The 23,182-nt window shown below is 39.0% G+C and carries 25 protein-coding genes; 2 read left to right on the top strand and 23 right to left on the bottom strand.

Annotated elements, in window-relative coordinates:
• Positions 1–123 precede the first annotated feature (123 nt).
• From ftsH to HMPREF1477_RS08845, 22 genes are all read right to left on the bottom strand, one after another.
• The gene (gene ftsH, locus HMPREF1477_RS08950) at positions 124–2,034 is read right to left on the bottom strand and encodes an ATP-dependent zinc metalloprotease FtsH (protein WP_016476588.1); all 1,911 of its coding nucleotides are present in this window, start codon (positions 2,032–2,034) and stop codon (positions 124–126) included.
• A 122-nt stretch (positions 2,035–2,156) separates the two neighbouring features.
• Complete coding sequence (hpt, locus tag HMPREF1477_RS08945; RefSeq protein WP_009661434.1) at positions 2,157–2,699, bottom strand: hypoxanthine phosphoribosyltransferase; 543 nt, start codon at positions 2,697–2,699, stop codon at positions 2,157–2,159.
• Positions 2,700–2,723: 24 nt separating this feature from the next.
• On the bottom strand, positions 2,724–3,686 hold the full coding sequence (tilS, locus tag HMPREF1477_RS08940) for a tRNA lysidine(34) synthetase TilS (RefSeq protein WP_038148244.1): 963 nt from the start codon (positions 3,684–3,686) through the stop codon (positions 2,724–2,726).
• A gap of 34 nt (positions 3,687–3,720) precedes the next feature.
• Complete coding sequence (locus HMPREF1477_RS08935) at positions 3,721–4,623, bottom strand: hypothetical protein (RefSeq protein WP_016476586.1); 903 nt, start codon at positions 4,621–4,623, stop codon at positions 3,721–3,723.
• 95 nt (positions 4,624–4,718) lie between these two features.
• Positions 4,719–5,120 (bottom strand): S1 domain-containing RNA-binding protein, encoded by a 402-nt coding sequence (locus HMPREF1477_RS08930; RefSeq protein ID WP_005379830.1) that lies wholly within the window; start codon positions 5,118–5,120, stop codon positions 4,719–4,721.
• Between the two features lie 57 nt (positions 5,121–5,177).
• The gene (locus HMPREF1477_RS08925) at positions 5,178–5,504 is read right to left on the bottom strand and encodes a septum formation initiator family protein (protein WP_005379832.1); all 327 of its coding nucleotides are present in this window, start codon (positions 5,502–5,504) and stop codon (positions 5,178–5,180) included.
• A 124-nt stretch (positions 5,505–5,628) separates the two neighbouring features.
• Positions 5,629–6,576, bottom strand: coding sequence for an L-lactate dehydrogenase (locus HMPREF1477_RS08920; protein ID WP_016476585.1), 948 nt, complete (start codon positions 6,574–6,576; stop codon positions 5,629–5,631).
• A gap of 87 nt (positions 6,577–6,663) precedes the next feature.
• On the bottom strand, positions 6,664–6,900 hold the full coding sequence (locus HMPREF1477_RS08915) for a GlsB/YeaQ/YmgE family stress response membrane protein (protein ID WP_016476584.1): 237 nt from the start codon (positions 6,898–6,900) through the stop codon (positions 6,664–6,666).
• Positions 6,901–6,909: 9 nt separating this feature from the next.
• A complete protein-coding gene (locus tag HMPREF1477_RS08910; RefSeq protein ID WP_016476583.1) occupies positions 6,910–7,719 on the bottom strand; it encodes a hypothetical protein in 810 nt (269 codons plus the stop codon).
• 24 nt (positions 7,720–7,743) lie between these two features.
• Positions 7,744–8,223: a 2-amino-4-hydroxy-6-hydroxymethyldihydropteridine diphosphokinase gene (gene folK, locus HMPREF1477_RS08905; RefSeq protein WP_016476582.1), complete on the bottom strand. Its 480-nt coding sequence runs from the start codon at positions 8,221–8,223 to the stop codon at positions 7,744–7,746.
• Entirely contained in the window at positions 8,223–8,585 is a 363-nt protein-coding gene (gene folB / locus HMPREF1477_RS08900; protein WP_016476581.1) for a dihydroneopterin aldolase, read from the bottom strand. Before folB ends, folK begins: the two co-directional genes overlap by 1 nt.
• A 10-nt stretch (positions 8,586–8,595) precedes the next feature.
• Positions 8,596–9,429 (bottom strand): dihydropteroate synthase, encoded by an 834-nt coding sequence (gene folP, locus HMPREF1477_RS08895; RefSeq protein WP_005379818.1) that lies wholly within the window; start codon positions 9,427–9,429, stop codon positions 8,596–8,598.
• Entirely contained in the window at positions 9,422–9,985 is a 564-nt protein-coding gene (gene folE, locus HMPREF1477_RS08890; protein ID WP_005379821.1) for a GTP cyclohydrolase I, read from the bottom strand. The genes folP and folE overlap by 8 nt, the downstream gene beginning before the upstream one ends.
• A gap of 8 nt (positions 9,986–9,993) precedes the next feature.
• Positions 9,994–11,550, bottom strand: coding sequence for an ABC-F family ATP-binding cassette domain-containing protein (locus HMPREF1477_RS08885; RefSeq protein ID WP_005376611.1), 1,557 nt, complete (start codon positions 11,548–11,550; stop codon positions 9,994–9,996).
• A 100-nt stretch (positions 11,551–11,650) separates the two neighbouring features.
• A complete protein-coding gene (locus HMPREF1477_RS08880; RefSeq protein ID WP_016476580.1) occupies positions 11,651–12,799 on the bottom strand; it encodes an amidohydrolase in 1,149 nt (382 codons plus the stop codon).
• Between the two features lie 38 nt (positions 12,800–12,837).
• Positions 12,838–13,776, bottom strand: a complete 939-nt coding sequence (locus HMPREF1477_RS08875; protein ID WP_016476579.1) for an LD-carboxypeptidase — start codon at positions 13,774–13,776, stop codon at positions 12,838–12,840.
• 117 nt (positions 13,777–13,893) lie between these two features.
• A complete protein-coding gene (locus HMPREF1477_RS08870; RefSeq protein ID WP_005376587.1) occupies positions 13,894–15,495 on the bottom strand; it encodes a peptide ABC transporter substrate-binding protein in 1,602 nt (533 codons plus the stop codon).
• Complete coding sequence (locus HMPREF1477_RS08865) at positions 15,492–16,307, bottom strand: serine hydrolase (RefSeq protein ID WP_016476578.1); 816 nt, start codon at positions 16,305–16,307, stop codon at positions 15,492–15,494. The genes HMPREF1477_RS08870 and HMPREF1477_RS08865 overlap by 4 nt, the downstream gene beginning before the upstream one ends.
• A gap of 11 nt (positions 16,308–16,318) precedes the next feature.
• On the bottom strand, positions 16,319–17,266 hold the full coding sequence (locus HMPREF1477_RS08860) for an oligopeptide/dipeptide ABC transporter ATP-binding protein (RefSeq protein ID WP_009661490.1): 948 nt from the start codon (positions 17,264–17,266) through the stop codon (positions 16,319–16,321).
• Positions 17,266–18,249, bottom strand: coding sequence for an ABC transporter ATP-binding protein (locus HMPREF1477_RS08855; protein ID WP_016476577.1), 984 nt, complete (start codon positions 18,247–18,249; stop codon positions 17,266–17,268). Before HMPREF1477_RS08855 ends, HMPREF1477_RS08860 begins: the two co-directional genes overlap by 1 nt.
• On the bottom strand, positions 18,246–19,145 hold the full coding sequence (locus HMPREF1477_RS08850; RefSeq protein ID WP_005379826.1) for an ABC transporter permease: 900 nt from the start codon (positions 19,143–19,145) through the stop codon (positions 18,246–18,248). Before HMPREF1477_RS08850 ends, HMPREF1477_RS08855 begins: the two co-directional genes overlap by 4 nt.
• Positions 19,145–20,074 (bottom strand): ABC transporter permease, encoded by a 930-nt coding sequence (locus HMPREF1477_RS08845; RefSeq protein ID WP_005379805.1) that lies wholly within the window; start codon positions 20,072–20,074, stop codon positions 19,145–19,147. The genes HMPREF1477_RS08850 and HMPREF1477_RS08845 overlap by 1 nt, the downstream gene beginning before the upstream one ends.
• A 249-nt stretch (positions 20,075–20,323) precedes the next feature.
• Here HMPREF1477_RS08845 and HMPREF1477_RS08840 point away from each other — a divergent pair, with 249 nt between their 5' ends.
• Together HMPREF1477_RS08840 and HMPREF1477_RS08835 are read left to right on the top strand one after the other, a co-directional pair.
• Complete coding sequence (locus HMPREF1477_RS08840; RefSeq protein ID WP_016476576.1) at positions 20,324–21,160, top strand: pyridoxamine kinase; 837 nt, start codon at positions 20,324–20,326, stop codon at positions 21,158–21,160.
• Positions 21,161–21,248: 88 nt separating this feature from the next.
• A complete protein-coding gene (locus HMPREF1477_RS08835; RefSeq protein ID WP_016476575.1) occupies positions 21,249–21,833 on the top strand; it encodes a DUF805 domain-containing protein in 585 nt (194 codons plus the stop codon).
• 63 nt (positions 21,834–21,896) lie between these two features.
• Here HMPREF1477_RS08835 and HMPREF1477_RS08830 read toward each other — a convergent pair whose 3' ends face one another.
• Entirely contained in the window at positions 21,897–23,066 is a 1,170-nt protein-coding gene (locus tag HMPREF1477_RS08830; RefSeq protein ID WP_005376590.1) for a hypothetical protein, read from the bottom strand.
• Positions 23,067–23,182: the final 116 nt, after the last annotated feature.

Below are 23,182 nucleotides of genomic sequence, written 5' to 3'. Positions count from 1 at the left end.
TAAAAGTGGCCTTCGGGGCCCTTTTTGCTTAGAAATACCAAAAGCTACTAGTTGATTTCATATAACCAACTAATAGCTTTTTAAATTTAAGGGGCTGTTTTGTTACAGCCCCTTAGTTATGTATTAAGATTGTACATCAGATTCTGTAGAGCTTGTCTTAGTTTCTTCAGTAGCATTAGGCATGGAAACCATCGCATCCATATGACTTGCTGTAGGCGCTTCTGTTTCATCAGGAGCCTTAGTAGTACCATATTTATGAAGATTTTCAACAGCCTTAGCATCAATAGTTTCTTCTTCTAATAAAGCCTTTGCCATATTGTGTAAGAAATCCATGTTATCTGTTAAGAGTTGTTCTACATCGCGATATGCTTCATCTACAATATGATGAATTTCAACATCGATCTTACTTGCAACTTCTTCACTATAGTTGCGTTCATGACCAATATTTTTGCCGAGGAATACTTGCTCTTGTTGTTCTCCAAATACAATTGGTCCCAACGTATCGCTCATCCCCCAACGAGTAACCATAGAACGTGCCGTATTCGTTACACTTTGTAAATCGCCAGATGCGCCCGTACTGATATCGCCAAGTACAAGAGCCTCTGCAATACGACCACCAAGTGCTACGCGTATGTCCGCCAATAGTTGTGCTTTAGTCTTATAATCATGTTCCTCTTTAGGTAACATCATTGTATAACCACCAGCATAACCGCGAGGAATAATCGTTACTTTATGAACAGGGTTTGCATGTGGCAATAAATGAGCCACGATGGCATGACCAGATTCATGATAAGCAGTCAATTTGCGATCCTTTTCGCTCACAATGTGACTGCGGCGTTCAGGACCCATGCTAACCTTTTCACTGGCTTCTTCCAATTCAGCCATGGTGATAACCTTTTTATTTAAGCGCGCAGCTAACAATGCAGCTTCGTTTAACAAATTGCTCAAATCAGCACCAGTAAAACCAGGTGTCTTTTTAGCAATCGTTTTTAAGTCTACATCATCTGACAATGGTTTATTACGTGCATGAACTTTAAGGATTGCTTCACGGCCATGAAGATCTGGACGTCCAACAACAACTTGTCTATCAAAGCGACCTGGACGCAATAATGCAGGGTCCAAGATATCTGGTCGATTAGTCGCTGCAAGGGTAATGATGCCTTCATTGGCACCAAAGCCATCCATTTCAACGAGTAATTGGTTTAGCGTTTGTTCACGTTCATCGTGACCGCCACCAAGACCAGCACCACGTTGACGACCTACCGCATCAATTTCATCGATAAAAATGATACAAGGCGCATTTTTCTTCGCTTGACCAAATAAATCACGCACGCGAGATGCACCGACACCGACAAACATCTCTACGAAATCGGAACCGGAAATGGTAAAGAATGGAACACCGGCTTCACCGGCTACAGCCTTAGCTAATAAGGTTTTACCTGTGCCTGGAGGTCCTGCTAACAAGACACCTTTCGGAATGGTTGCACCAATACTTGTAAATTTACCTGGGTCCTTCAAGAATTCAACAACCTCTGTCAATTCTTGTTTTGCCTCTTCGGCACCAGCTACATCGCTAAATTTAACCTTTACATTACCATCGCCCATCATCTTAGCACGACTTTTGCCAAAGTTCATTACGCGACCGCCACCACCTTGGGTTTGTTGCATAATAAAGAAGAACACAACCACAAGGATAATAATAGGAATCGCAGAGCCTAATAAACTAACCCACCAAGAAGGTTGTTCAGGTGGTGCAGCAGTAATCTCAACACCATTATCTGTCAACGTTTTAATCAACGTATCATCAGATGGAGCATAGGACACAAAATCTGTACCATTTTTTAATTTCCCTTTGATTCCATGGTCATTTGTAATCGTTACAGATTCAACCTTTTTTTGTTGTACCTGTTGAACAAAACCGGTATAACTCATTTCGGCCTTATTAGTATTCTGCCCTGCAAGGGAATCTATAGCGAAAACGGCAATTGCAATGATAAGTAAGTAAAGGACGAGTTTTTTACTAAATTGACTCAAAAAATTACTCCTTTCACATGTAATGTATAACCTAATAATGCATAATGATATGCATTGTTATATTATACCATATAAGGCGAACAAATACTCGCCATTATTTAGTTATAAATATATTAACACCCTTATTGGTAAACAGATTCTTTCAAAATACCAATGTATGGTAATTGACGATATTGTTCAGCATAATCAAGGCCATAACCAACAACAAAATAATCTGGAACTGTAAAGCCTACATAATCGACATCTACATCCATTTTACGGCGTTCTGGTTTATTAAGAAGGGCAACAAGTCGAACACTCTTAGCGCCACGAGCCTTCAAATTATCCAATAAATAGTGAAGGGTTGTGCCCGTATCTACAATATCTTCTACAACGAGTACATTTTTACCTTCTACGGAACGATCTAAATCTTTTAAAATACGAACCACACCAGTACTTGTTGTACCATCGCCGTAACTAGAGCAAGAAATAAAATCGAATGATACATCTACTGAATCATCGATGGTGCGAGCTAAATCAGTATAGAAAACAATAGCGCCTTTCAAAACGCCGACTAATACAACAGATTCATTAGCATAATCTTTGCTAATCTCAGCACCTAACTCACGAATGCGAGTTGCTAATTGTTCTTGAGAATATAAAATTTCTTTTACATCTTGATGCATATATAAGACCTCCCGGATCTATATCTAATGTTTGCAATATACAAGTATTGTATCACATTGCGCGTTAATTGTAACTTTTTGTATGGTGAAAGTTTTAGCTTCCCCTGTACGTATGATATGGGCCAATTGTTCTTGATGCGCTAGGGATAATGAAACACTGGGTATCATCAATTGCCAGAATCGTCGCTGCATAGCGAGCGGTAGTGCCCGCATACGACGCCTGGATACCTGAAATCCATTATCTACAGATTGTACTAATTGTATAAACAAGCGCTGGCTTTCACCATTAAGATACGCCTCATCAACTTGAGCAATATCACCCAATCTACATAAGGCATCTACTACATTGGGATTAATGGTTTGTAGCGTAGGAATTACCTCATGACGAATGCGGTTTCTATTATATTTCACATCTTCATTAGATGCATCCACGCAATATTCAATATCCTGTAAACGAGCATATTCTAGTATTTCATCTTTTGTAACCGCCAATAGAGGTCTAACTATAGGAACAGTGTAATCATGACTTATCACAGACATGCCGGTAATACCTTTGATACCAGACCCGCGCAATATGTGTGCTAAAATGGTTTCCCCTTGATCATCCTTATGATGAGCAGTGACAATATAATCATAATGTTCACGCTCAGCTAATTCATTGAACCACTTATAGCGCTCACATCGGCCAACAGTCTCTAACGACTCCTTTCGCTCCCCGGCCATAGTGGGAATATCCTTTTTAACACCCCAAAATGGCAAATTATTCTTATTACAATAGGATGCAACCATTTGCAATTCACTTAGACTTTCTCTGCGAATAGAATGATCCATAGTAGTAACGCCAATAGTCCACCGTGCTTTTCTATGTACCTTTACATATTGCAAAACATTTAATAAGACCATAGAATCTGGGCCCCCTGAACAAGCAACTAAGATTCGTGCCTCATGAGGAAATAAACTAAAATCTTTTAAGGTCTTATTAACCATTCTATGGAGTTGTTTGATTTGTTTAGGCGTCGATTTACTGTGCTGTCTCATCATAACTTGTAATCAATTCTTGTTGTAATGCTTCCATACCATCTTGTTCACTTACAAAAATATGAGGCACCTCATAAGCATCCATAAATGATGTTAGTATTTCTGCACCACTTACAATAATATCTGCACGCCCAGGCTGTAGTCCTGGTACATGTAAACGCTCATCACGGCTCATATAGCGCAATTGTAAGATAATGCCTTCTATACATTCTCTAGAAAGCTTATGACCTTGAATTTTATGGCCATCATATTCTGTCATTTTTAAATCAATAGCCGCTAAGGTTGTAATAGTGCCTCCGATACCAATGAAATCACCGAACGTACCTTCTATTATCATAGGGTCCCATAAAAACCGTGTTTCTTCCCATACTCGTTGAGGGCCTTCATCCGAAAGAGGTCTAAGGCGTACCGCACCAACCGGATAGGAGCGACTCCAATAGATGCTATCTTTAGAACCGAGCGCCAACTCAGTACTACCACCGCCAATATCAATGGTTGCATAATGTAATCCGTCAGCTAAACGATCTTGTAAAGCGCCTTTAAATCCATAAACTGCTTCTTCATCACCACTTAAGATACGATACGTCATGGAGCAATATGTCATGGCTTGCTCCATAAACGCAATGCCATTTGATGCTTCTCGAACGGCACTCGTTGCAAATGCAAGACAATGGTCTACGCCATAAGCTTTCGCTAGAGTGGCTATTTCAGAAAACGCTTTATAAGATGCATCCATCGATTCTGTCGTTAACGATCCATCTTCATTTCGTTTGCCTAATCGCGTTGTCCATAATCGCTTTGGTTCGTTATGCCATTGACCATCTATATAAGTTCCTAGTAATAATCGAATAGAATTAGAACCTACATCGATAATAGCAGCTTTCATAGTCGCCCCTCCTTATTATCCCTTTATTAATTACCTACTATAATTGCAATTTTAAAGTATATGCACAAAGAGATGGCCGAAACCATCTCTTTATTTTAATCGCGACGACCGCCACGGCCACCACGTTTACCTTCTGTATTACGTTTTAAATCATGTAATCGCTCGTTGCTATCACGCAAGAATGATTTCATCTTTGCCTCAAAAGACTCTGCACTTTGTCGACTTTGTACACGGCGCTCTGGACGGCGTTCCTCTACTTGTGGTTTTTCTTGAGTTTGACGAATGGAAAGACCAATTTTACTACCATCTACAGATAAGACCTTTACCTTCACTGCATCTTGTACTTTTAGTACATCGTTAATATCCTCTACATAGCCATGAGCTACTTCTGAAATATGAACTAAACCTGTTTGTTTATCACCTAAATCGATAAAAGCACCAAACTTTGTAATACCGGAAACTGTACCATTTAAAACGCTACCAACTTCGATTGCCATGCAACCTCCTAATAAAACCTCAAAATATAAACTAAAACTACACTAATGATGACAAGATTATTTTACATATGGCACTTCACCTGGTTTAACGAGGCCTAATTGCTCACGTGCTACATTTTCAATATTCTTAGGATCTTGTAGCTTTGCTTTTTCTTGTTCTAATTCATCATTTCTTTGTTGCAATTCTTGCAATTGTTGTTCAATATGTTGTTTTTCTTGATATATAGCTACTAAGCGATATGCTTGTCCGAGTAAAAGCATAACCATTACTGCAACTGCAATGCGTTTCACCCACATAATGACAATCTTACGATCTTCAGCGCGTCGATTTCGTTGCACCCGTCTACGCTTTATCGGTTTTTCACGATGTTCAGATTGTTTCATGCAGAGCCCCCAAAAATAGTATTAACTATATACATAATAACAAATTATACCACAGAACCCCTAGGAAATTATAGGTAGAAAATTGTATAAAAGTAGATTTATTTTGAAATATATTTAAGGTACATTACATAGTTTCTGCTTTTTTTGCATATTCTCTAATAACCGCACAGGATTTCTTAAATAAAGCCAATTCATCCTCTGTCATTTGTAATTCAAGAACATCTTCTATACCATCCTTGCCAATGACAGCAGGTGTGGATGCAAAAACGCCTGTTTCCCCGTATTGACCATCTAAATAACAAGAACATGGCAATACTTTTTTCTCATCATGGAATACAGAGCGAATTAACTCTGTGGTGGCACTTGCTATACCAAATTCCGTAGAGCCTTTGCCTGCCAACACATGATATCCACCAATTTTAACATCATCTAACACTTGTTTATGATTTAGTTCTGGAAATCTATGAGGCAATTCTTTTTGCAATTCTACTAACGGCTTGCCTTGTACATACACATGGGACCATGGCACCATAGCACTTGCGCCATGCTCACCCATGCAATAAGCAGTAATAGTTCGATTGCTAATATCGAATATATGAGCTAACTCTTTTTGCAATCTTGCAGAATCTAGCGCTGTACCTGACGAAATAATGCGCTTTGGATTCCAATCTAAATGTTTACATAAATACGTAGCCACTACATCTGCTGGATTAGATATAGAAATAATAAAGCCCTTAAATCCAGATGCTTTAATGCGAGGAATAACATCCTTTAGTACTGCGATTGTGTCACCAAGGCTTTCTAGGCGATCTTGATATAAATTAGGTAGTGGACCTGCACTAAAAACAAGAATATCACAATCACCACATTCTTCAATCGGACCAGATGTAGCCGTTACACGATGAGGTATATAACTAACCGCATCATTAACATCCATAGCCTGTGCTTTAGCTTTCTTTTCATCAATATCCATCATATATAACTCATCAACTTCGCCTTGTAAAGCTAAAGAAAAGGCTACATGCGAGCCTACATGTCCAGTTCCAATAATACCTACTTTACGTAATTTCATAAGGGCCTCCTCAATACCATTGTTTTATAAATAATTGAAAGGACTATTATAGCCACTTACTATAATAGTCCTTTTTTTAATATATTGTTAGTCCCTTCCAAAAAAGAAACTCACTACAGCAATAACGATAACTGCACCTACAATAGAAGGAATTAACGCCATACCCGCAAGACTAGGTCCCCATGTACCAAGTAAAGCTTGACCCACAGAGGCCCCAACTAAACCTGCTACAACACGAAGAATAATCCCCATACTTTTCGCTTTCTTAGTAATACGTCCTGCTACGAAACCAATAAAACCACCCACAATAATAGACCAAAGCATACGTACCTCCTACTGATGTACATCAGATAACTCTATAGGGAATAGATTCTGTCCTTGTACATCAATTCTATTTTTCTCTACATATTGTTTACGCATATTCCATAAAATAGACAAATCTTCTGGATCTATTTTATTTAATGCATAGATTCGTATAAATTGAGAACCATAATAGCCTTTTAAGCTATCTGGAATCCCTTTCGTTCCCTCTCCTAGAATACGTGTATTAAAATATCCCTGAATTTCTCGTTTCGACCGATCAATGATGATAAATCCTGAACCATCCAATATATATAATTTAGCATCTCTTTGTTTAAGAGACTTTACATTATTTGTAATAAAAAACGCTGTATCTAAATCGATGAGAGATGATTCATAACCTGATTGATAATAAGGCTCTATATAATGAGCCCCCTTATCCGTAGCATTTAACATATCAGTAAAGTTATGCTGTTCTTCAGCTGTAAAATAACCAAAACTACCTACATTCTCAACATGGCGCACGCCTTTTTGATAGTTTTTTAGTAGCCCTGGCTCAATATGCGTTCCTTTAAATTGAACAGTATTAAGGCGAATGGTATTATCCCTTACATTATAAATACCATAACCTTCATAGCCTAAAAAATATACGTTGTCACCGATTTGCTTCATCGCCAACAGTCGCTTCGATATAATAGCATCATTCGATGTAACCATCAATGTATGCTGTTCTGGATCAACTTTCACAGACTTTGCATCATCATTAACCATTGACATTGCCCAGTAAGACAACCCCATTAAAAGAATGGCAACAATGACAAAGCCCAGTCGTTTTGCATTCATCTTAACCCCTTATGAATACACATCTCATATTATTTCTTTCTTTAATGTTTGAATCCTATCACCTATGGATTCCCCATTATACGTAAACTCTTTATCTAGTTCCATCAAGGGCGCTAACACAAATAGCCTATCCCAAAAATAAGGATGAGGAATCACTAATCGCTCATCATTAATCGACATACACGCACCACCATCTGATAGAGCATATACAATATCTAGATCAAGTGTTCTTGGTCCCCAATGAATATCCCTCTTACGTTGAGCTTCACACTCTAATGACTGTAAGACATCGAGTAATTCATGAGGTTCTAACGCGCTAGATACGCGCCAAACAGCGTTTAAGAACACATCTTGATTTGTATAACCCCAAGGCTCTGTCTCTATAATAGATGAGCTAGTAATGTTATGAACTTGAGGATGTATTGAAAGCGAAGCATATGCATCCACGATAAACTGACGGCGATTTCCTATATTAGAACCTACACTAATATAGTATGTATACATTAAATTTGACCTCGAGTCGTCACAACCTCTACATAATCTAATACACCTGCTATCGGCACAGACGGTTTTCGTACGGTTACACTTAAGCCGATAATACCTTGAAAGTGTTGATACAATGTATCGGCAATCAACGCTCCTATATGTTCTAAGAGATTACAACTTTCACCAGTCATAATGGAAGCCACCATGTCGTAAACCTCAACATAGTTGATAGAGTCCTCTAACACATCCGTTTGACCTGGTTTTGTTAAATCAGTCTTGATTTCAACATCTACGTAGAATCGTTGACCTTGTGATTTTTCAGAATCTAAATTACCATGATACCCATAAAAAGCCATATTCTTTAATATGATTTTATCCATAGTAAACTCCTTATTCGCCCCGCAACAATCCGTCTGCTACAGCTAGAGCTCGTTTATGCATCAATACATTATGCACGCGAACCATATCAATTCCTTGGAATACCCCAGTAATACAAGCAGCAACGGTACCTTCATCGCGTTCTTCTGGAGGTAGACCACCGAGCATTGAACCTATAAAGCGTTTGCGACTAGGTGCCAATAATACCGGATATTCATAAGCTGTAATTTCGCCTAACCGTTGTAATACCTCAATGTTTTGCTCCTCTGTTTTGCCAAATCCAATACCTGGGTCGAGCCAAATATTTTGTGGTTGTACACCTTCTTTTAACGCTTTATCAACAGCCGAGAAAAAATAGGCTTTCATATCTTCAATGATGTCATCATAATTTGTATCATTGCTATTATGCATAATGATAACTGGCACTCGATATTTTGCTGCTACAGCCGCCATATCAGGATCATAATGTAATCCCCATATATCATTTAAAATATGCGCCCCTTTAGAGAATGCATAATCTGCCGTTTTTGCATGATATGTATCAATGGAAACAGGAACAGAGGATGCTTCTAATACGGGATCCAGTAACACGCTTAGGCGTTCGATTTCTTCATCCGCACTCAATGGAGTGCATCCAGGGCGTGTAGATTCAACACCTAAATCGATGACATCAGCCCCATCTTGAATCATTTGTTTAGTCCATGTAACTGCTGCTTCTGGTGTATTATGCAATCCGCCATCAGAAAAAGAATCTGGTGTGCCATTTAAGATTCCCATAATCAATGTATGGTCAAATAAGCGTAATGATTTTCCATCACTCCAAGTATATTGTCTACGTTTATACATTTGTGCCTCCTAACATAGCCAATGCTTCATCTCGCAAAGAGCCAGCCTCCCTTAATAGGCCTCTACTTTCTATAGTAACAACTTGCGAGCCTTGCTGCAAAGTCCCTTTCATCAACATACATAATTGTGTTGCTTTAAGACGTACAAAAACACCTTCTGCTGATAAATCACGTTCTATAGCATCAGCGATTTCTCGAGTCAAGCGTTCCTGTAATTGTGGCTTTCTACTTAACACCGTAATTACATCATTAAACTTACTTAAGCCAGCTACACAACCACTATGTGGTTGATATATCACATCTACTGTACCAAAAAATGGCAATAGATGGTGTTCACACATTGAATAAAATGGAATGTCTGTAACGGCTACCAAACCATTGTAGTCCGTAGAAAACAGTTCCCCCCAGAGTTCCTTTGTCTCTTTTCCGACACCAGAAAACAGCTCTTCATATAATTCTGTTACACGGGTCGGTGTTTTTTCTAACTCTGGCGCCTTTGTATCAACGGATAGAGCACGTAAAAACTGTTCTATACCTTCTTTCGCAAGTTGATTCATAGGCCCTCCTAAACGATCTTCGTTGTCCAATCCTCTATATTCCAAATATCGGTAACCCAACCTTCATAGAATTCCGGTTCATGACTAACGAGAACAATGGTTCCCTTAAATTCACGCAATGCCCGTGCCAATTCGTCCTTAGCATAGATATCCAAATGATTTGTCGGTTCATCAAGAACAAGAACATTATATTTCTTCTGCATCAATTTGCAGAGTCGCACCTTTGCATTTTCTCCACCGGATAGGACTCGCATTTGAGATGTAATGTGTTCGTTCGTCAATCCGCATCGCGCTAGTGCTGCACGAACTTCGGCATTCGTCATAGCCGGATATTCATTCCAAATATAATCTAACGCAGTTTCTGAATTAGATGGTGCATCCTCTTGAGCAAAATAACCTACTTCGAGGAAATCACCCTTCACCAATTCGCCGCTGACAGGTTTTAACAGTCCTAAAATGGTCTTTAATAATGTGGTCTTACCTAAACCATTGACACCGCGAATAGCGATTTTTTTGTTTCGTTCAATTTGAAAGTCTACAGGTCTTGTGAGCGGTTCGTCATAACCAATCTCAAGGCCAAAGGCTTCAACAATAAAACGACTAGGTGTACGACCTTCTTTAAAGCCAAAGGATGGTTTGATATATTCCTTCGGTTTTTCAAGGATTTCCATTTTTTCTAACCGTTTAGCACGGGAATTTGCCATACCGCGCGTAGCCACACGTGCCTTATTGCGTTGAATGAAATCCTCCATACGCTCAATTTCTTGTTGTTGTCGTTCATAAGCCTTACGCGCTTGTGCCTTTTGAACTTCATAAGCAGCTTGGAACTGATGATAATCCCCCGTATATCGAGTAAGGACAGCTTGCTCAATGTGATAGATGACATTGACTACGGAGTTTAAAAATTCCATATCATGAGAGATTAGAATGAATGCATTCTCGTAATTTTGCAAATAGTTTTGCAACCAATGAATATGTTCTACATCTAAATAGTTTGTTGGTTCGTCTAATAGCAATATGGTCGGCTTTTCTAATAATAGTTTCGTCAACAAAACCTTCGTACGTTGACCACCACTTAGCTCAGATACATCACGCTCCAAACCAATATCCATAAGACCTAAACCTTGTGCAGTTCGTTCAATGACCGCATCAATCTCGTAGAACCCACGTTGTTCTAAGATTTCTTGCCATTCACCGACTTGTTCTAAGAGACGGTTCATTTCATCTTCTGATACATCACCCATTTTATTGTATGCATCATTGATCTTTGACTCCATAACATACAAATCATCAAAGGCACGTTGTAATACATCGCGAATTGTCATGCCCTTTTCGAGTACTGCATGCTGGTCTAAGTAACCTACTGTTACTTGATTAGACCACTCTATTTTGCCTTCATCTGGTGGTAGTTTGCCGGTAATGATGTTTAAGAAGGTAGATTTACCTTCTCCATTAGCACCTATTAAACCTACATGTTCCCCCTTTAACAGTCGAAACGATGCATCATCTAATATTTGTCGTGCCCCAAAGCCATGAGTCACATGGGATACTGTTAATACACTCATTATCTATCTCCATCGGAATAAAAGCCGTCTAAATAAGACGGCTTAGTTCACACTAATTAATATATTTATTGTACCTTGATTACACTAGATATGTCAAAATTTACACTTCTAATGATTCCGCATAACGCAAGGCAACAACGGCCATAATCTTAGCACCTTTAATAGCTTGGTCCAATCCATAAGGAGACCCTGCAGCACAAGCAAACTCAGGTGTATGTGCTTCTAACTGATTTCCTATATTTAAAGTAGGCTGCGCCGTAGGCACTTCATAGGATACATTTCCTACATCCGTACTGCCATCGGCCTCATGGGATGGTAATTTCCGTGGGCTTTCACCAAACTCAGTCATAACCTCATCAAACAAGGATAATAAACGTTCATCTTGCCTCATATCCTTAAATAAAGGTTCATAATGATGCATATCCACAGTTGCACCATAGCTTGTGGCAATGCGATTAGCCTCTGATTTAATAGCTGGCAAAATAACATCTTCTAAATCAGATACAGTAGCGCCCCGTACCGTCATCCGCAACGTAGCCTTATCGGTTACCACATTGGGTGCGGTGCCAGCTTGCGTAAAAATACCACCTACGATGGCCCCCTTTGGAAAGACATGTTGTTTCATCATCTTAATAGATTGATACAAATCGACAGCACAATCCAAAGCATTAATTCCAGAGTCCGTCAAAGATGCAATATGACATGACCGTCCGTGAAAGGTCACCTCTAACGGGTGCGTTGCCAACGAGGTTCCCCCTACCTCATTTTCACCACCCGGGTGAATGATTAACGCCCCATCATAGCCTGTAAAGAGACCTTCATTAGCCATAAACACCTTGCCACCAATCGTCTCCTCGGCTGGGCAACCAAAAAATGTGGTGCCCCATGTATCGGGAGCAGTTTGACTAAACGCTATAGCGGCACCCATGCTCATGATGGCGATCAAGTTATGTCCACACCCATGACCTAATTCAGGCAGCGCATCATATTCGCCTAAAAAAGCCATTTTATGTAAACAATCTATCCCTATATCACTTCGCATAGCGGTACGCAATTCGGGGCATGTCGTTAGCCCTACAGTCGTATCAAAGCCATGTTGCTCCATATACCGACTAATGGTGTGTACAGCACGTACCTCCTGTTGACCTAATTCAGGATTGTTATGTAAAAATAACGAAATCGATTTCATCTCATCTTGTATGCCATCGATTATGGCACAAGCTTGCGCTTCCCGTTCTTTTAAATTCATGGATGTATCCTCATATGCCTTATAACTAATAATATATGTTACTTTGTATACGGCGATAATACGATTGTATTAGAAATATATCGAAAATGAACATGCCCACCTAATGGCAATGTCTGATGCGGTGTACCATGTCCCGTTGGCACATAGCATACAAAGGGATCGGTTAGATATACCGCTCTATTTTCTTCCATATATCGAAGAGCTTCATAACCTATGTCGTAATCAGATTCGTCCTCATCCCCTTCGCAATCGGTAAAGGTGCCAATCATCATCCCCTTTATCCGACTTAACAAGCCGGATAATCTCCATTGTTGTAACATACGATCTAGTTTATATGGTGCTTCACCAACATCCTCTATAAATAAAATCGTATTCTCTATGCTATCATCCTCCAAGAAATAAGGTGTGCCACACAGCATGGAAAGCATAGTCATATTGCCACCGCGCAATATGCCGTCCCCTAGTTCTGTACCAATAGCCCCTCGAGGCGGCTCAGGTAAAGGCTCAATAACACGAAGTTTACCTTCTAACACCTCAAATAAATGGTGTATATCCTCATTTCGTGATTTAGTAAAATCTACGCCCATTGGCCCATGATACGTAACAAGACGACTATATCGATTGATAGCCATGTGTAACGCTGTACAATCACTATAGCCAATAAATGGCTTTCCATATTCACGTATAGCGGTGTAGTCAAGACGATCAATATAGCGCATCGTACCATACCCGCCACGTAACGCTAACACCGCATCACATGGGGCAGCAGTCATCATCCATTCAAACTCTTGTGCCTGCTCCTCAGGGCTGCCCCCATACAAGCCAGTGCGATAACAAGATTCACCAAATATAATCTGATAACCATGTTCCTCGCATATTTGTTGTATCGCGTCTAAAGACTCATCACTACTACTTGCAGGTGCTATACACCCAATAGTCATACCTTTTTTTAAACATCTTGGATACTTCCACTCCATAATTCCTCACATATATAGCATTGTTTACAAGGTCATGTACTAATAGTAACTATAAACGACCATACATAAATCGTAAAATACAAAAAAGACGTACAATTTGTACGTCTTTAGTGTATCTTATTTATATGCTTTTTTAAAGTCTACTTGACCAAGTACAGTCCAGAAATAGTTTTGAATAGTTCCATTAGATACATATGGTTGTGTCGTAAAGTACAATGGCATAACTAAGGATTCATCAAAAATCATGCGTTCTGCTTTATGCATCAATGCATCACGTTCTGCACTATCTGGGGTGCTACGAATACGAGCAATAAGCTCATTATATTCTTCACTATGATATTGGCTGTCATTATCTTCAGCAGAAAATACTTCTAAGAAGTTTTGTGGGTCCCCATAGTCAGCAACCCAGGATGCACGAGCCACTTGATATTTGCCAGCCTCGCGATTGGCAAGGAACACCTTAGTCTCTTGATTCTGCAATCGTACATCAGCGCCAAATGCTTTATGCCATGTTGCTTGAATGGCTTCTGCTATCGCTTTATGCATTTCACTCGTATTATACAAAATCGTAATCGGTGGCAATGGATGATTTTCATCATAGCCAGCCTCTTTTATCAATTCCTTAGCTTGCTCTACATCTTCATATACAAGATAACTACCGGCTTCACGGAAATCATCAGTTCCATTGCTTTCAAGCATACCATATGGAACAAATGCATACGCTTCTTCCTTACCACCTTTTACGATGTTCTTTACAATTTCCTTACGATTAATAACCATGGAAAAGGCTTTACGTACATCAGGATTGGTAAAAGGTTCTGCTTTCACATTAAATAGGTAATAATAGTTACCAAGCATAGGGCCTATGTGCAATAAACCAGCTTCTTCTAACCGTTGTTGATCTGCTACAGGAGGTTCTACCATCATGTCCGCTTCGCCACCTTCAACGAGAGTAAGGCGTGTACTTTGAGATTCACTAATCGGCCAATTCATCGTTTTTGTTACAACTTCATCAGCATCCCAATAGTTTTCATTTTTGACAAAATTGAGCTCTCCATTATGTTGCCAACTCAACAATTTATAAGGCCCATTAGAAACAATTGTTTCCGCATTATTGCCCCAATTTTCATTATTTTCTACAGTTTTTTTATTCACCGGATAATAGCCATGAGAGGCCAATAATTTTAAGAAATATGCTGTTGGATGTTCTAAGGTAACAACTAATGTATCGTCATCAATTGCTTCTACACCAACATCATTGCGATCGGCTTTGCCATTATTGAAAGCTTCGCCATTCTTAATCACATATAACATATAGGCGTTATCAGCACCTGTATCCGGATCCAAGGTTCTTTTCCAAGCATACTCAAAATCATGAGCTGTTAATGGTTCTCCATTAGACCACTTCAGATTAGGTCTCAAATGGAATGTATATGTTGTACCATCATCTGACATAGTCCAACTCTTTGCTATGGCAGCCTCTGGCTCGCCTTTATCATCTAAACGAACCAAACCATCAAACAGCTGTAATTGAACGGTCGCCTCAGGTGATGTACTAGACTTAGCCGGATCTAGTGTTGATGGTTCTTGTTCCAATACATATCGTATCGTATGCTCATCAACAATCTTAGGCCCGTTAGTATACCCAAAGACGAGTAGCAATATACTCACGCCAAAGGCTAGTACCACGAGCTTAAGCAATTTACGTTTATCCATCATGGTAATGCATCCTCTACAAATTCTTTCATAATGAGCCCCATCTGAGCTCCTAGTTGTTTTGCTTTATCATTACATAAATGACTTATTAATAAAACAAAACAAAAATCTCCATTCATCGTTTCTATAATGCCCGCATCATGCTCAACACAATCTAACGAACCCGTTTTATGATGGAATATTACATCCTCCCCCCAATGAAATGGCAATATATCTCTGAACTGTTGACGCCCCAGAATATTCCACATCTCATGGCCATATATGGTATGACGCAATTCATATATATGATGTAACAATACAGCCATATCCATGGCAGTAATATAATTTTCTCGGTTTTCTTTTACCGCTGTAAAATCCATCATCATACGATTGATTTCAAAATGTTCAAGCCCTAGTTGTTCAGCTCTGGCATTAATATTTTCCATGCCCAAGGCTTGTATCAATAGATTAGTCGCCCAATTATCACTGAGTACCATCATCAATCGACATAGCTCTAAATAACTAAAACTATGATTACCCACCAATTCCATCAAGGCGCCAGCCCCTTCAACACGAGGACTCCGACTCAATGCAATCGTATCGTTAAGATCGAGTTGTTCTTGTGCTGCTAGATGAAATACATATTCCAAAATCAGCGTTTTTACCATACTAGCACCAGTATGGACAATCGTTTCCTTAGAAGAAGCTACTATGGTAGCCTCCTCCCCTTCATTCAGACGCGTTACCATATAGGATACAGTGGCATCTGAAGGCAACGTATCAAGCAAAGCTGCCAATTGCATTTCTAAGGATTTCCCTACGATTAACTGTTCCATTATTTACCCCATTAAATATGCCAACATGCAATTCTTCTATCCGCCCATTCACGGAGAGGTGGTCGTTCTTCTAAACATCTACGTTCAACATCTGGACAACGATCACTAAACAAACACCCCTTAGGCGGATGCAACGGACTCGCCGGTTCTCCTCTCAATGGAGCGCCAATTGGAGCCCGCGGAACCACTTCGCCAACCATCTTCGTAAGGGCCTTTGAATATGGATGTTGAGGAAACTCATAAATATCAAGAGCCGGCCCCTCTTCCATAACAGCCCCTAAATACATGACCACCATGCGATGGCTAATGTAACGAACCATAGGCAAATCATGTGAAATAAAGAGATAAGAAATGCCATGTAAAGCTTGTAAGCGCTCTAACAACGTCATAATCTGAACCTGTATAGACACATCTAGTGCCGAAATAGGTTCATCAAGAATAATGCATTTAGGCTCCATAATAAGGGCCCGAGCAATGCCAATTCGTTGTCGTTGCCCACCAGATAATTCATGAGCATATCGCTCACCAAAAGACATATCTAAACCTACCTGTTCTAACACCTCTTTAACACGAATGACACGATCTCGAGGCGTATAATTAGGGTTTAACTCTAATGGCTCTTCTAATATTGTATTAATCTTTAATCTCGGATTAAGAGATGCATATGGATTTTGGAATACCATTTGCATCATATCCCTCGTTATATCTTTATGAATATATGGATTTACTTCAATTCCATTCATATAAATAGAACCTGATGTGGCTTGATGTACGCCCATCAAGGTATACCCAAACGTAGATTTACCACATCCTGACTCACCAACAATACCTAGTGTTTCGCCTTCCTCTTGGTAAAGACTAACACCTTGTAATGCATGTACCGTTTGTTTTGGTCTAAACAATCCGCCAGAAAGGGTAAAATTTTTAACGAGATTGTCTGTTTCCCAAATATATCCCATTAAAGTCCCTCCAACTTTGCTAACCAACATGTATACTCATGATTATTCCCAACATTGGATATCATAGGTATACGTTTTCCACATATGCGCATCGCCCATTTACAACGCGGATTAAAGGCACATCCACGAGGTAATTCATACAAATCTGGCGGTTGTCCTTCAATGGCCTTTAATTCACCATGCCATTTTCCCTGCGGCAAAGACATTAACAGACCAATTGTATAAGGATGACGTGGATCATTAAACAAATCCTCTACCGTAGCAGACTCAACACATTTACCAGCATACATAACCATAACGCGGTCACATAATTGTGCGATAACACGCAAATTATGGGAAATAAATATAATGCCTATACCGGCTTCTACAGCTAAGGTCTGCATAAGACGTAAAATTTGTGCCTCTGTGGTTGTATCCAGTGCAGTCGTTGGTTCATCACAGATTAAGATTTTAGGACGGCCCGCTACAGCCATGGCAATACAAACCCGTTGACGCATACCGCCACTCAATTCATGAGGATATTGGTTTAACCGCTTTTCCGGAGTAGATAGGCCCATTTTTTTCAACAAATCGAGAGCTATCGCCTTTTCATCATAATCATCACCGTAGGCATTACTCCGATGAATCACCTCATAAATTTGCTCACCAATTGTCAATATCGGATTCAATGCGGTCATCGGATCCTGAAATACCATGGCTACCGTAGTACCACGCAATTCATTCCAATCTTCTTCTACATACTCTTGACAATCTTCACCATCAATTTCAAATTTTTCTGATTTTATTTTAGTACGACCTTCCGGTAGTAGGCCCATCAAAGAATTAACCATAACCGATTTACCGCAGCCGGATTCACCAACAACGCCTAAAATTTCACCTTTTCTAAGCATGATGTCCTGATTGCGAATAATGCGCAAAGGGCCTCTAAAGGTATCGATGGTAATGGATAGATTTCGTACATCTACTAATATATCATTCATCATCTATCCCCTTCCTTTGGATCAAATACATTACGCAATCCATCCCCTAAGAATACAAAGCCAAGCATAGTAACACTAATTGCTAATGCAGGGAATATCAATTGGAATGGATAAGATCTCATACTACTAATCCCATCAGATGCCAAAACACCCCAACTTGCCATCGGTGCATTAACACCGAGACCAATAAAGCTCAAAAAGGCTTCTGTAAAGATGGCATCTGGAATCGCCAATGTCAATGTGATAATGATAGGCCCTACACAGTTTGGCAAAATGTGGCGCCATAGAATACGCCATTTAGGAATCCCCATTGTTTCTGCTGCAATAATATATTCCTCTTCACGAACTTTCACAATTTGACTACGTACAATACGTGCCATATTGAGCCAATACGCGATTCCCAATGCAATAAAGATTGAGGTAAGACCTGGACCAATAACAACCATTAACAAAATAACGTATAGCAATAATGGAATACCGTATAATACATCGACGATAGCCATCATAATTCTATCTGTTTTACCACCAAAGTAACCTGCAATTCCGCCATAAATAACGCCGATTACAAGATTTAATAAGGCAGCTACAATACCAATGGTTAAAGAAATACGCGCCCCATACATAACGCGAGTATAGATATCACGGCCTAATGTATCCGTACCAAACCAATGTGCTAAGCTAGGGCTTTGATTAGCATCTACTAAGGATTGATCTGCATAAGTATATGGTGAAATCATAGGGCCAATGATTGCCAACACAATCATAACGGCTATGATGCCTGCACCAACTACGGCCAACCGATTTAACTTAAATCGTTGCCACCAGTTAGGACGTACTATAAAGGAGGATTCTCGAATATTCGTATCGCGTTCAATAGGTAAAAAATCGTTTCTATCCATTACGCACGCTCCTTCTCTGTTGTTACCCGAGGGTCGATAATCGGATAAATCATATCAACAATAATATTCAAGACTACAATCAAAGTACTATAAAACACAGTAACACCAAGAATAACCGTATAGTCACGATTATAAATAGATGTTACAAAATATTGACCTAAACCAGGAATGGCAAAAATTGTTTCCACAATAAAGCTACCGGTTAACAAACTAGCAGCTAATGGGCCAATGTAGGTAATAACAGGTAAAATAGCATTGCCTAAAGCATGACGAATTAAGATGTTCCATGCACCAAGGCCTTTTGCTCGAGCTGTACGAATATATTCCTGTTGATACACATCAAGTAAGCCACTACGAGTTAATCGCGCAATAAATGCCATAGGCTGTGCGGCCAATGTAAGTACCGGTAAAATCATATACGACGGACCACGCCACATCGCTACTGGCAACCAACCCAGCTCAAAACCTACCACATATACTAAAACTGCACCAATAATAAAGGTAGGAACAGAAATACCTAATGTGGAAACAAATGTAATAGCATAATCTATTATGCCATTAGGACGCATGGCACTAATAGCACCTGCTGCGATACCTCCTACAACGGCAACACAAAGAGCCAATAGGCCCAATTGCGCAGATACAGGAAATGATTCACCTATAATATCATTAACAGAGCGTCCTTCATATTTATAGGATGGCCCTAAATCCCCTGTAACAACACCACCAATATAATCAGCATATTGCTTCCATAAAGGATCATCTAAATGATATTTCGCCTCTATGCTAGCTTTAACTTGAGGTGGTAATTTTTTCTCACTTGTAAAAGGTCCACCAGGTATAGCATGCATTAAAACGAAGGTAATACTAATAATTACCCACAGTATAACAAGTGCGCTACCTATGCGCCGTAAAACATACCTTGCCATTCTATTCTCCTCCATACAATAAAATTTCTATATTATTATACTATATCATGACTCTAAATTTAAAGGTATAGATTTAATATTGTAATAAATATTTTATTTTTTATTTATTTCTTTTAAACTACATCTATTAAAAACTCATCTATTCTTCATATTATATCATGCATTACAGGGGCTTTCTATTATTCCACTCGTTTTACAGGTTTTAACGAATACAGTACAATACATATATACTATATTGAGGAGGTCTCTATGACTACAGTACCAAGAATACTAACTATACAAGATATGAGTTCCATCGGACGTTGCTCTCTAACGGTTATGCTACCAATCATCAGCGCTCTTGGGTGCCAAGCAGTACCATTAGCAACAGCTGTATTGAGTAACCATTTAGAGTATCCATATTTTGAAATCGTTGATTTATCTGATCATTTAACAGCATTTATGGATTGTTGGGAAAAGAATGAAATTGATTTTAATGCCATCGTCAGTGGATTCTTGGCCTCACCAGAGCAAATCCATCTCGTAGAGGAAGCAATTAATCGCTTCGGTAAGGATAAAATGGTCATTGTCGACCCTGCCATGGCCGATGATGGACGCCTCTATTCTATATATACACCAGATATGGTAAAAGCTATGCGCCATCTTATTTCTAGAGCTCATATTATAAAACCCAATTACACAGAAGCTTGTTTTTTATTAGATAAACCATTCTCTACTGATTCCATTTCAAATGCTGAATTGCACGACATGTGTAAAAAACTACACCAATTGGGACCTGAACTCGTTATTATGACTAGCGTACCTTCCGACACAGATGCAACGATTGCCGTATACGAAGGTTCAACTGATACGGTAATAACATACTCTGTTCCTCTTATTCCTGTGAAAGCTACTGGAACTGGCGATATTTTTACATCTGTTTTATCTGGCGCCATTATGCGTGGTTTTACCGTTCATGAAGCTGCTCAACTGGCGATGAATTTTACTACAAAATCAATTCAAGCTACTGTAGATAACGTAAAATCCATGAAACATGGTATCGCCTTTGAACTTGTATTACCAGAATTAACTAATCTATCCAAATAATTCGTTTAAATTGTCCAAATAGCCTGTTCATGATATACTTAAACACATAGAAAATATACGTTATGTTTATTTTTATAAAGGGGACTTCATGGATTTATTATATCCAGTTCTACGAACTGTACTAATCTGCTTAGTAGGTTTTGGTATAGCATATCAGGGACGACGTAAGGGCTATACCATATTCAACCTTTCGGGGCGCTTTAACAGACTACAATTTATTATACTTTTCATAGCTTTGATGATACTCTTCTATATCGTAGATATCATCGAGGAACGTTTAATCGACTACATCGTAACGTTGCCTGCATATTGGGCTACACGTATTTTTGTAGGCGCATTACAGGCCATGTTATTTCCACTAGCCTGTGGATTATTCACTAGACGGATACATGATATTGGATTTAATGGTTGGGCTGGTATTTTATGGGCTACCATTATTATTTTCATCAATACCTATTCAGCCGTAACACCATTAAATTATTTATTAGATTTATTCGTGTGGATTATCGGATTCCTATTTTGGGTATTACCTGGTCAACCAGAGCCAAATAAGTATGGCTATCCTCCATTTATGAATCAAGAGCCAGTACAATCACAACCAATTACAGAGCCACCGACACAAGAGGAACAAGAGGTTCGAAAAAAGGTACGAAAACGACGTAAAAAAAGATAATAAACCTAGTCTAACAACAAAAGGCTGAGCCAGGAGGCTCAGCCTTTTTGTTATGCTATGTAGTTAATTCATCAACAACATTAATTCTATTAATGTACACCCAATATAAGCAATGATAAATTTAACCTTTTGTTTTCTAGCACGATCATCATCTGCTATTTTCAATCGATTAGCTAAGAACCGTTTGTCTCGAATCTGTAATAATAATTGCTTAATCCGCTCTTGACTTTGAGAGGCTACACATTCGTCACAATCTGTAGACAACGAAGCTTGCTGCATGAAAATGCGTCGGTGTAACTTACGCAATTGAATTTTTATATTATTATGTACAAATGCACTTTGCCACTGTTTTCGAGAGTCTACATACATATATACATACCGTGGAATATTCATTACTAAGAAGGATATAATAAAAATCCCTAATGAAATTAAAAAGTATGTAGAAAAAGAAAACTCTAAAGTCTCAGTTGGTAAATAGTGATGAAGAATTATAAATGTAATCCATACACCGATTGGTAACAGTAATACAGCAGCAATATCAATGGATCTAACCCAACTCGTTCTCGTTGGCACGTCAGGAACTGTAAATGTATCTACTGGATCATGAAATGCATAATAGTCTAATTGCAATACAGACTGTCCAGTTTTAGGATTTCCCAATAAAACAGGACCTGTACTACCTACATGACGTTCTGGCAATGGAATAAATTTTTTGATTCTAGAATTGGGTACTAAATCAAATTGAAGAATTCCCTTCTTCTCAAATCGCACAGTAGAGCCTAATCGGCCAATAGCAATAGGATTAAAAAATATGCCAAATAGGCTAAGGCACCAGTTGCCTAGGAGGTGGAGAATCGAGTTCAAAATAAACCCACCGGTATCTATATTAGCAGTATCTAACTTAATAGCAAAGGAAGATGAATAGTCATCGAACCACACATCTTCGATGGTAAATTCCACATTAATCACATTCCCCCATTTAGTAATAATGGAGAGAAATACTTGGTTATTCGGCTCAAATTCAAAGGTTACAGAATAGATTAACCAATGATTTCGAAACGCAGCACGGAGCATCCGATTGACCATATCCTCTTCAATATAGAGAATTCTATGATCAAATAGTTCTCGCTCCACAGGTGCAGCCATAAGTGTCGTATCCTGTTCAATAATAGGAGAACGTTCATTTAATGCGTCATCCACCAACGATCGTAACTTGGTGAAGATTTTTGTCATAGTCGCTCCAATTTATGCACACTACACAAGATTTTTATACCTCAAACATTACAATTATACCATAATTTACCCATTTTATCGAGGTATATACAGAGATCTACTAAGGCCTTTCCATC

Source organism: Veillonella sp. HPA0037, from assembly GCF_000411535.1.
Classification (GTDB): Bacteria; Bacillota; Negativicutes; order Veillonellales; family Veillonellaceae; genus Veillonella; species Veillonella atypica.
The sequence above is the reverse complement of the archived record's forward strand: the minus strand, read 5'-3'. Positions and strand labels throughout refer to the sequence as shown.

Excerpts from the sequence above, each read along its gene's own strand:
- HMPREF1477_RS08885 (WP_005376611.1), bottom strand. The coding sequence starts at position 11,550 with ATGAGTGTATTAACAGTATCCCATGTGACTCATGGCTTTGGGGCACGA.
- HMPREF1477_RS08880 (WP_016476580.1), bottom strand. The coding sequence starts at position 12,799 with ATGAATTTAAAAGAACGGGAAGCGCAAGCTTGTGCCATAATCGATGGC.
- hpt (WP_009661434.1), bottom strand. The coding sequence starts at position 2,699 with ATGCATCAAGATGTAAAAGAAATTTTATATTCTCAAGAACAATTAGCA.
- folB (WP_016476581.1), bottom strand. The coding sequence starts at position 8,585 with ATGGATAAAATCATATTAAAGAATATGGCTTTTTATGGGTATCATGGT.
- HMPREF1477_RS08855 (WP_016476577.1), bottom strand. The coding sequence starts at position 18,249 with ATGATGAATGATATATTAGTAGATGTACGAAATCTATCCATTACCATC.
- HMPREF1477_RS08915 (WP_016476584.1), bottom strand. The coding sequence starts at position 6,900 with ATGCTTTGGTCTATTATTGTGGGTGGTTTTATTGGTTTCGTAGCAGGA.
- HMPREF1477_RS08850 (WP_005379826.1), bottom strand. The coding sequence starts at position 19,145 with ATGGATAGAAACGATTTTTTACCTATTGAACGCGATACGAATATTCGA.
- HMPREF1477_RS08930 (WP_005379830.1), bottom strand. The coding sequence starts at position 5,120 with ATGGCAATCGAAGTTGGTAGCGTTTTAAATGGTACAGTTTCCGGTATT.
- folK (WP_016476582.1), bottom strand. The coding sequence starts at position 8,223 with ATGTATACATACTATATTAGTGTAGGTTCTAATATAGGAAATCGCCGT.
- tilS (WP_038148244.1), bottom strand. The coding sequence starts at position 3,686 with ATGGTTAATAAGACCTTAAAAGATTTTAGTTTATTTCCTCATGAGGCA.
- HMPREF1477_RS08910 (WP_016476583.1), bottom strand. The coding sequence starts at position 7,719 with ATGAATGCAAAACGACTGGGCTTTGTCATTGTTGCCATTCTTTTAATG.
- HMPREF1477_RS08845 (WP_005379805.1), bottom strand. The coding sequence starts at position 20,074 with ATGGCAAGGTATGTTTTACGGCGCATAGGTAGCGCACTTGTTATACTG.
- HMPREF1477_RS08875 (WP_016476579.1), bottom strand. The coding sequence starts at position 13,776 with ATGGAGTGGAAGTATCCAAGATGTTTAAAAAAAGGTATGACTATTGGG.
- HMPREF1477_RS08860 (WP_009661490.1), bottom strand. The coding sequence starts at position 17,266 with ATGGGATATATTTGGGAAACAGACAATCTCGTTAAAAATTTTACCCTT.
- HMPREF1477_RS08830 (WP_005376590.1), bottom strand. The coding sequence starts at position 23,066 with ATGACAAAAATCTTCACCAAGTTACGATCGTTGGTGGATGACGCATTA.
- HMPREF1477_RS08865 (WP_016476578.1), bottom strand. The coding sequence starts at position 16,307 with ATGGAACAGTTAATCGTAGGGAAATCCTTAGAAATGCAATTGGCAGCT.
- HMPREF1477_RS08920 (WP_016476585.1), bottom strand. The coding sequence starts at position 6,576 with ATGAAATTACGTAAAGTAGGTATTATTGGAACTGGACATGTAGGCTCG.
- HMPREF1477_RS08870 (WP_005376587.1), bottom strand. The coding sequence starts at position 15,495 with ATGATGGATAAACGTAAATTGCTTAAGCTCGTGGTACTAGCCTTTGGC.
- HMPREF1477_RS08840 (WP_016476576.1), top strand. The coding sequence starts at position 20,324 with ATGACTACAGTACCAAGAATACTAACTATACAAGATATGAGTTCCATC.
- folP (WP_005379818.1), bottom strand. The coding sequence starts at position 9,429 with ATGTATAAACGTAGACAATATACTTGGAGTGATGGAAAATCATTACGC.
- folE (WP_005379821.1), bottom strand. The coding sequence starts at position 9,985 with ATGAATCAACTTGCGAAAGAAGGTATAGAACAGTTTTTACGTGCTCTA.
- HMPREF1477_RS08935 (WP_016476586.1), bottom strand. The coding sequence starts at position 4,623 with ATGAAAGCTGCTATTATCGATGTAGGTTCTAATTCTATTCGATTATTA.
- HMPREF1477_RS08925 (WP_005379832.1), bottom strand. The coding sequence starts at position 5,504 with ATGAAACAATCTGAACATCGTGAAAAACCGATAAAGCGTAGACGGGTG.
- HMPREF1477_RS08835 (WP_016476575.1), top strand. The coding sequence starts at position 21,249 with ATGGATTTATTATATCCAGTTCTACGAACTGTACTAATCTGCTTAGTA.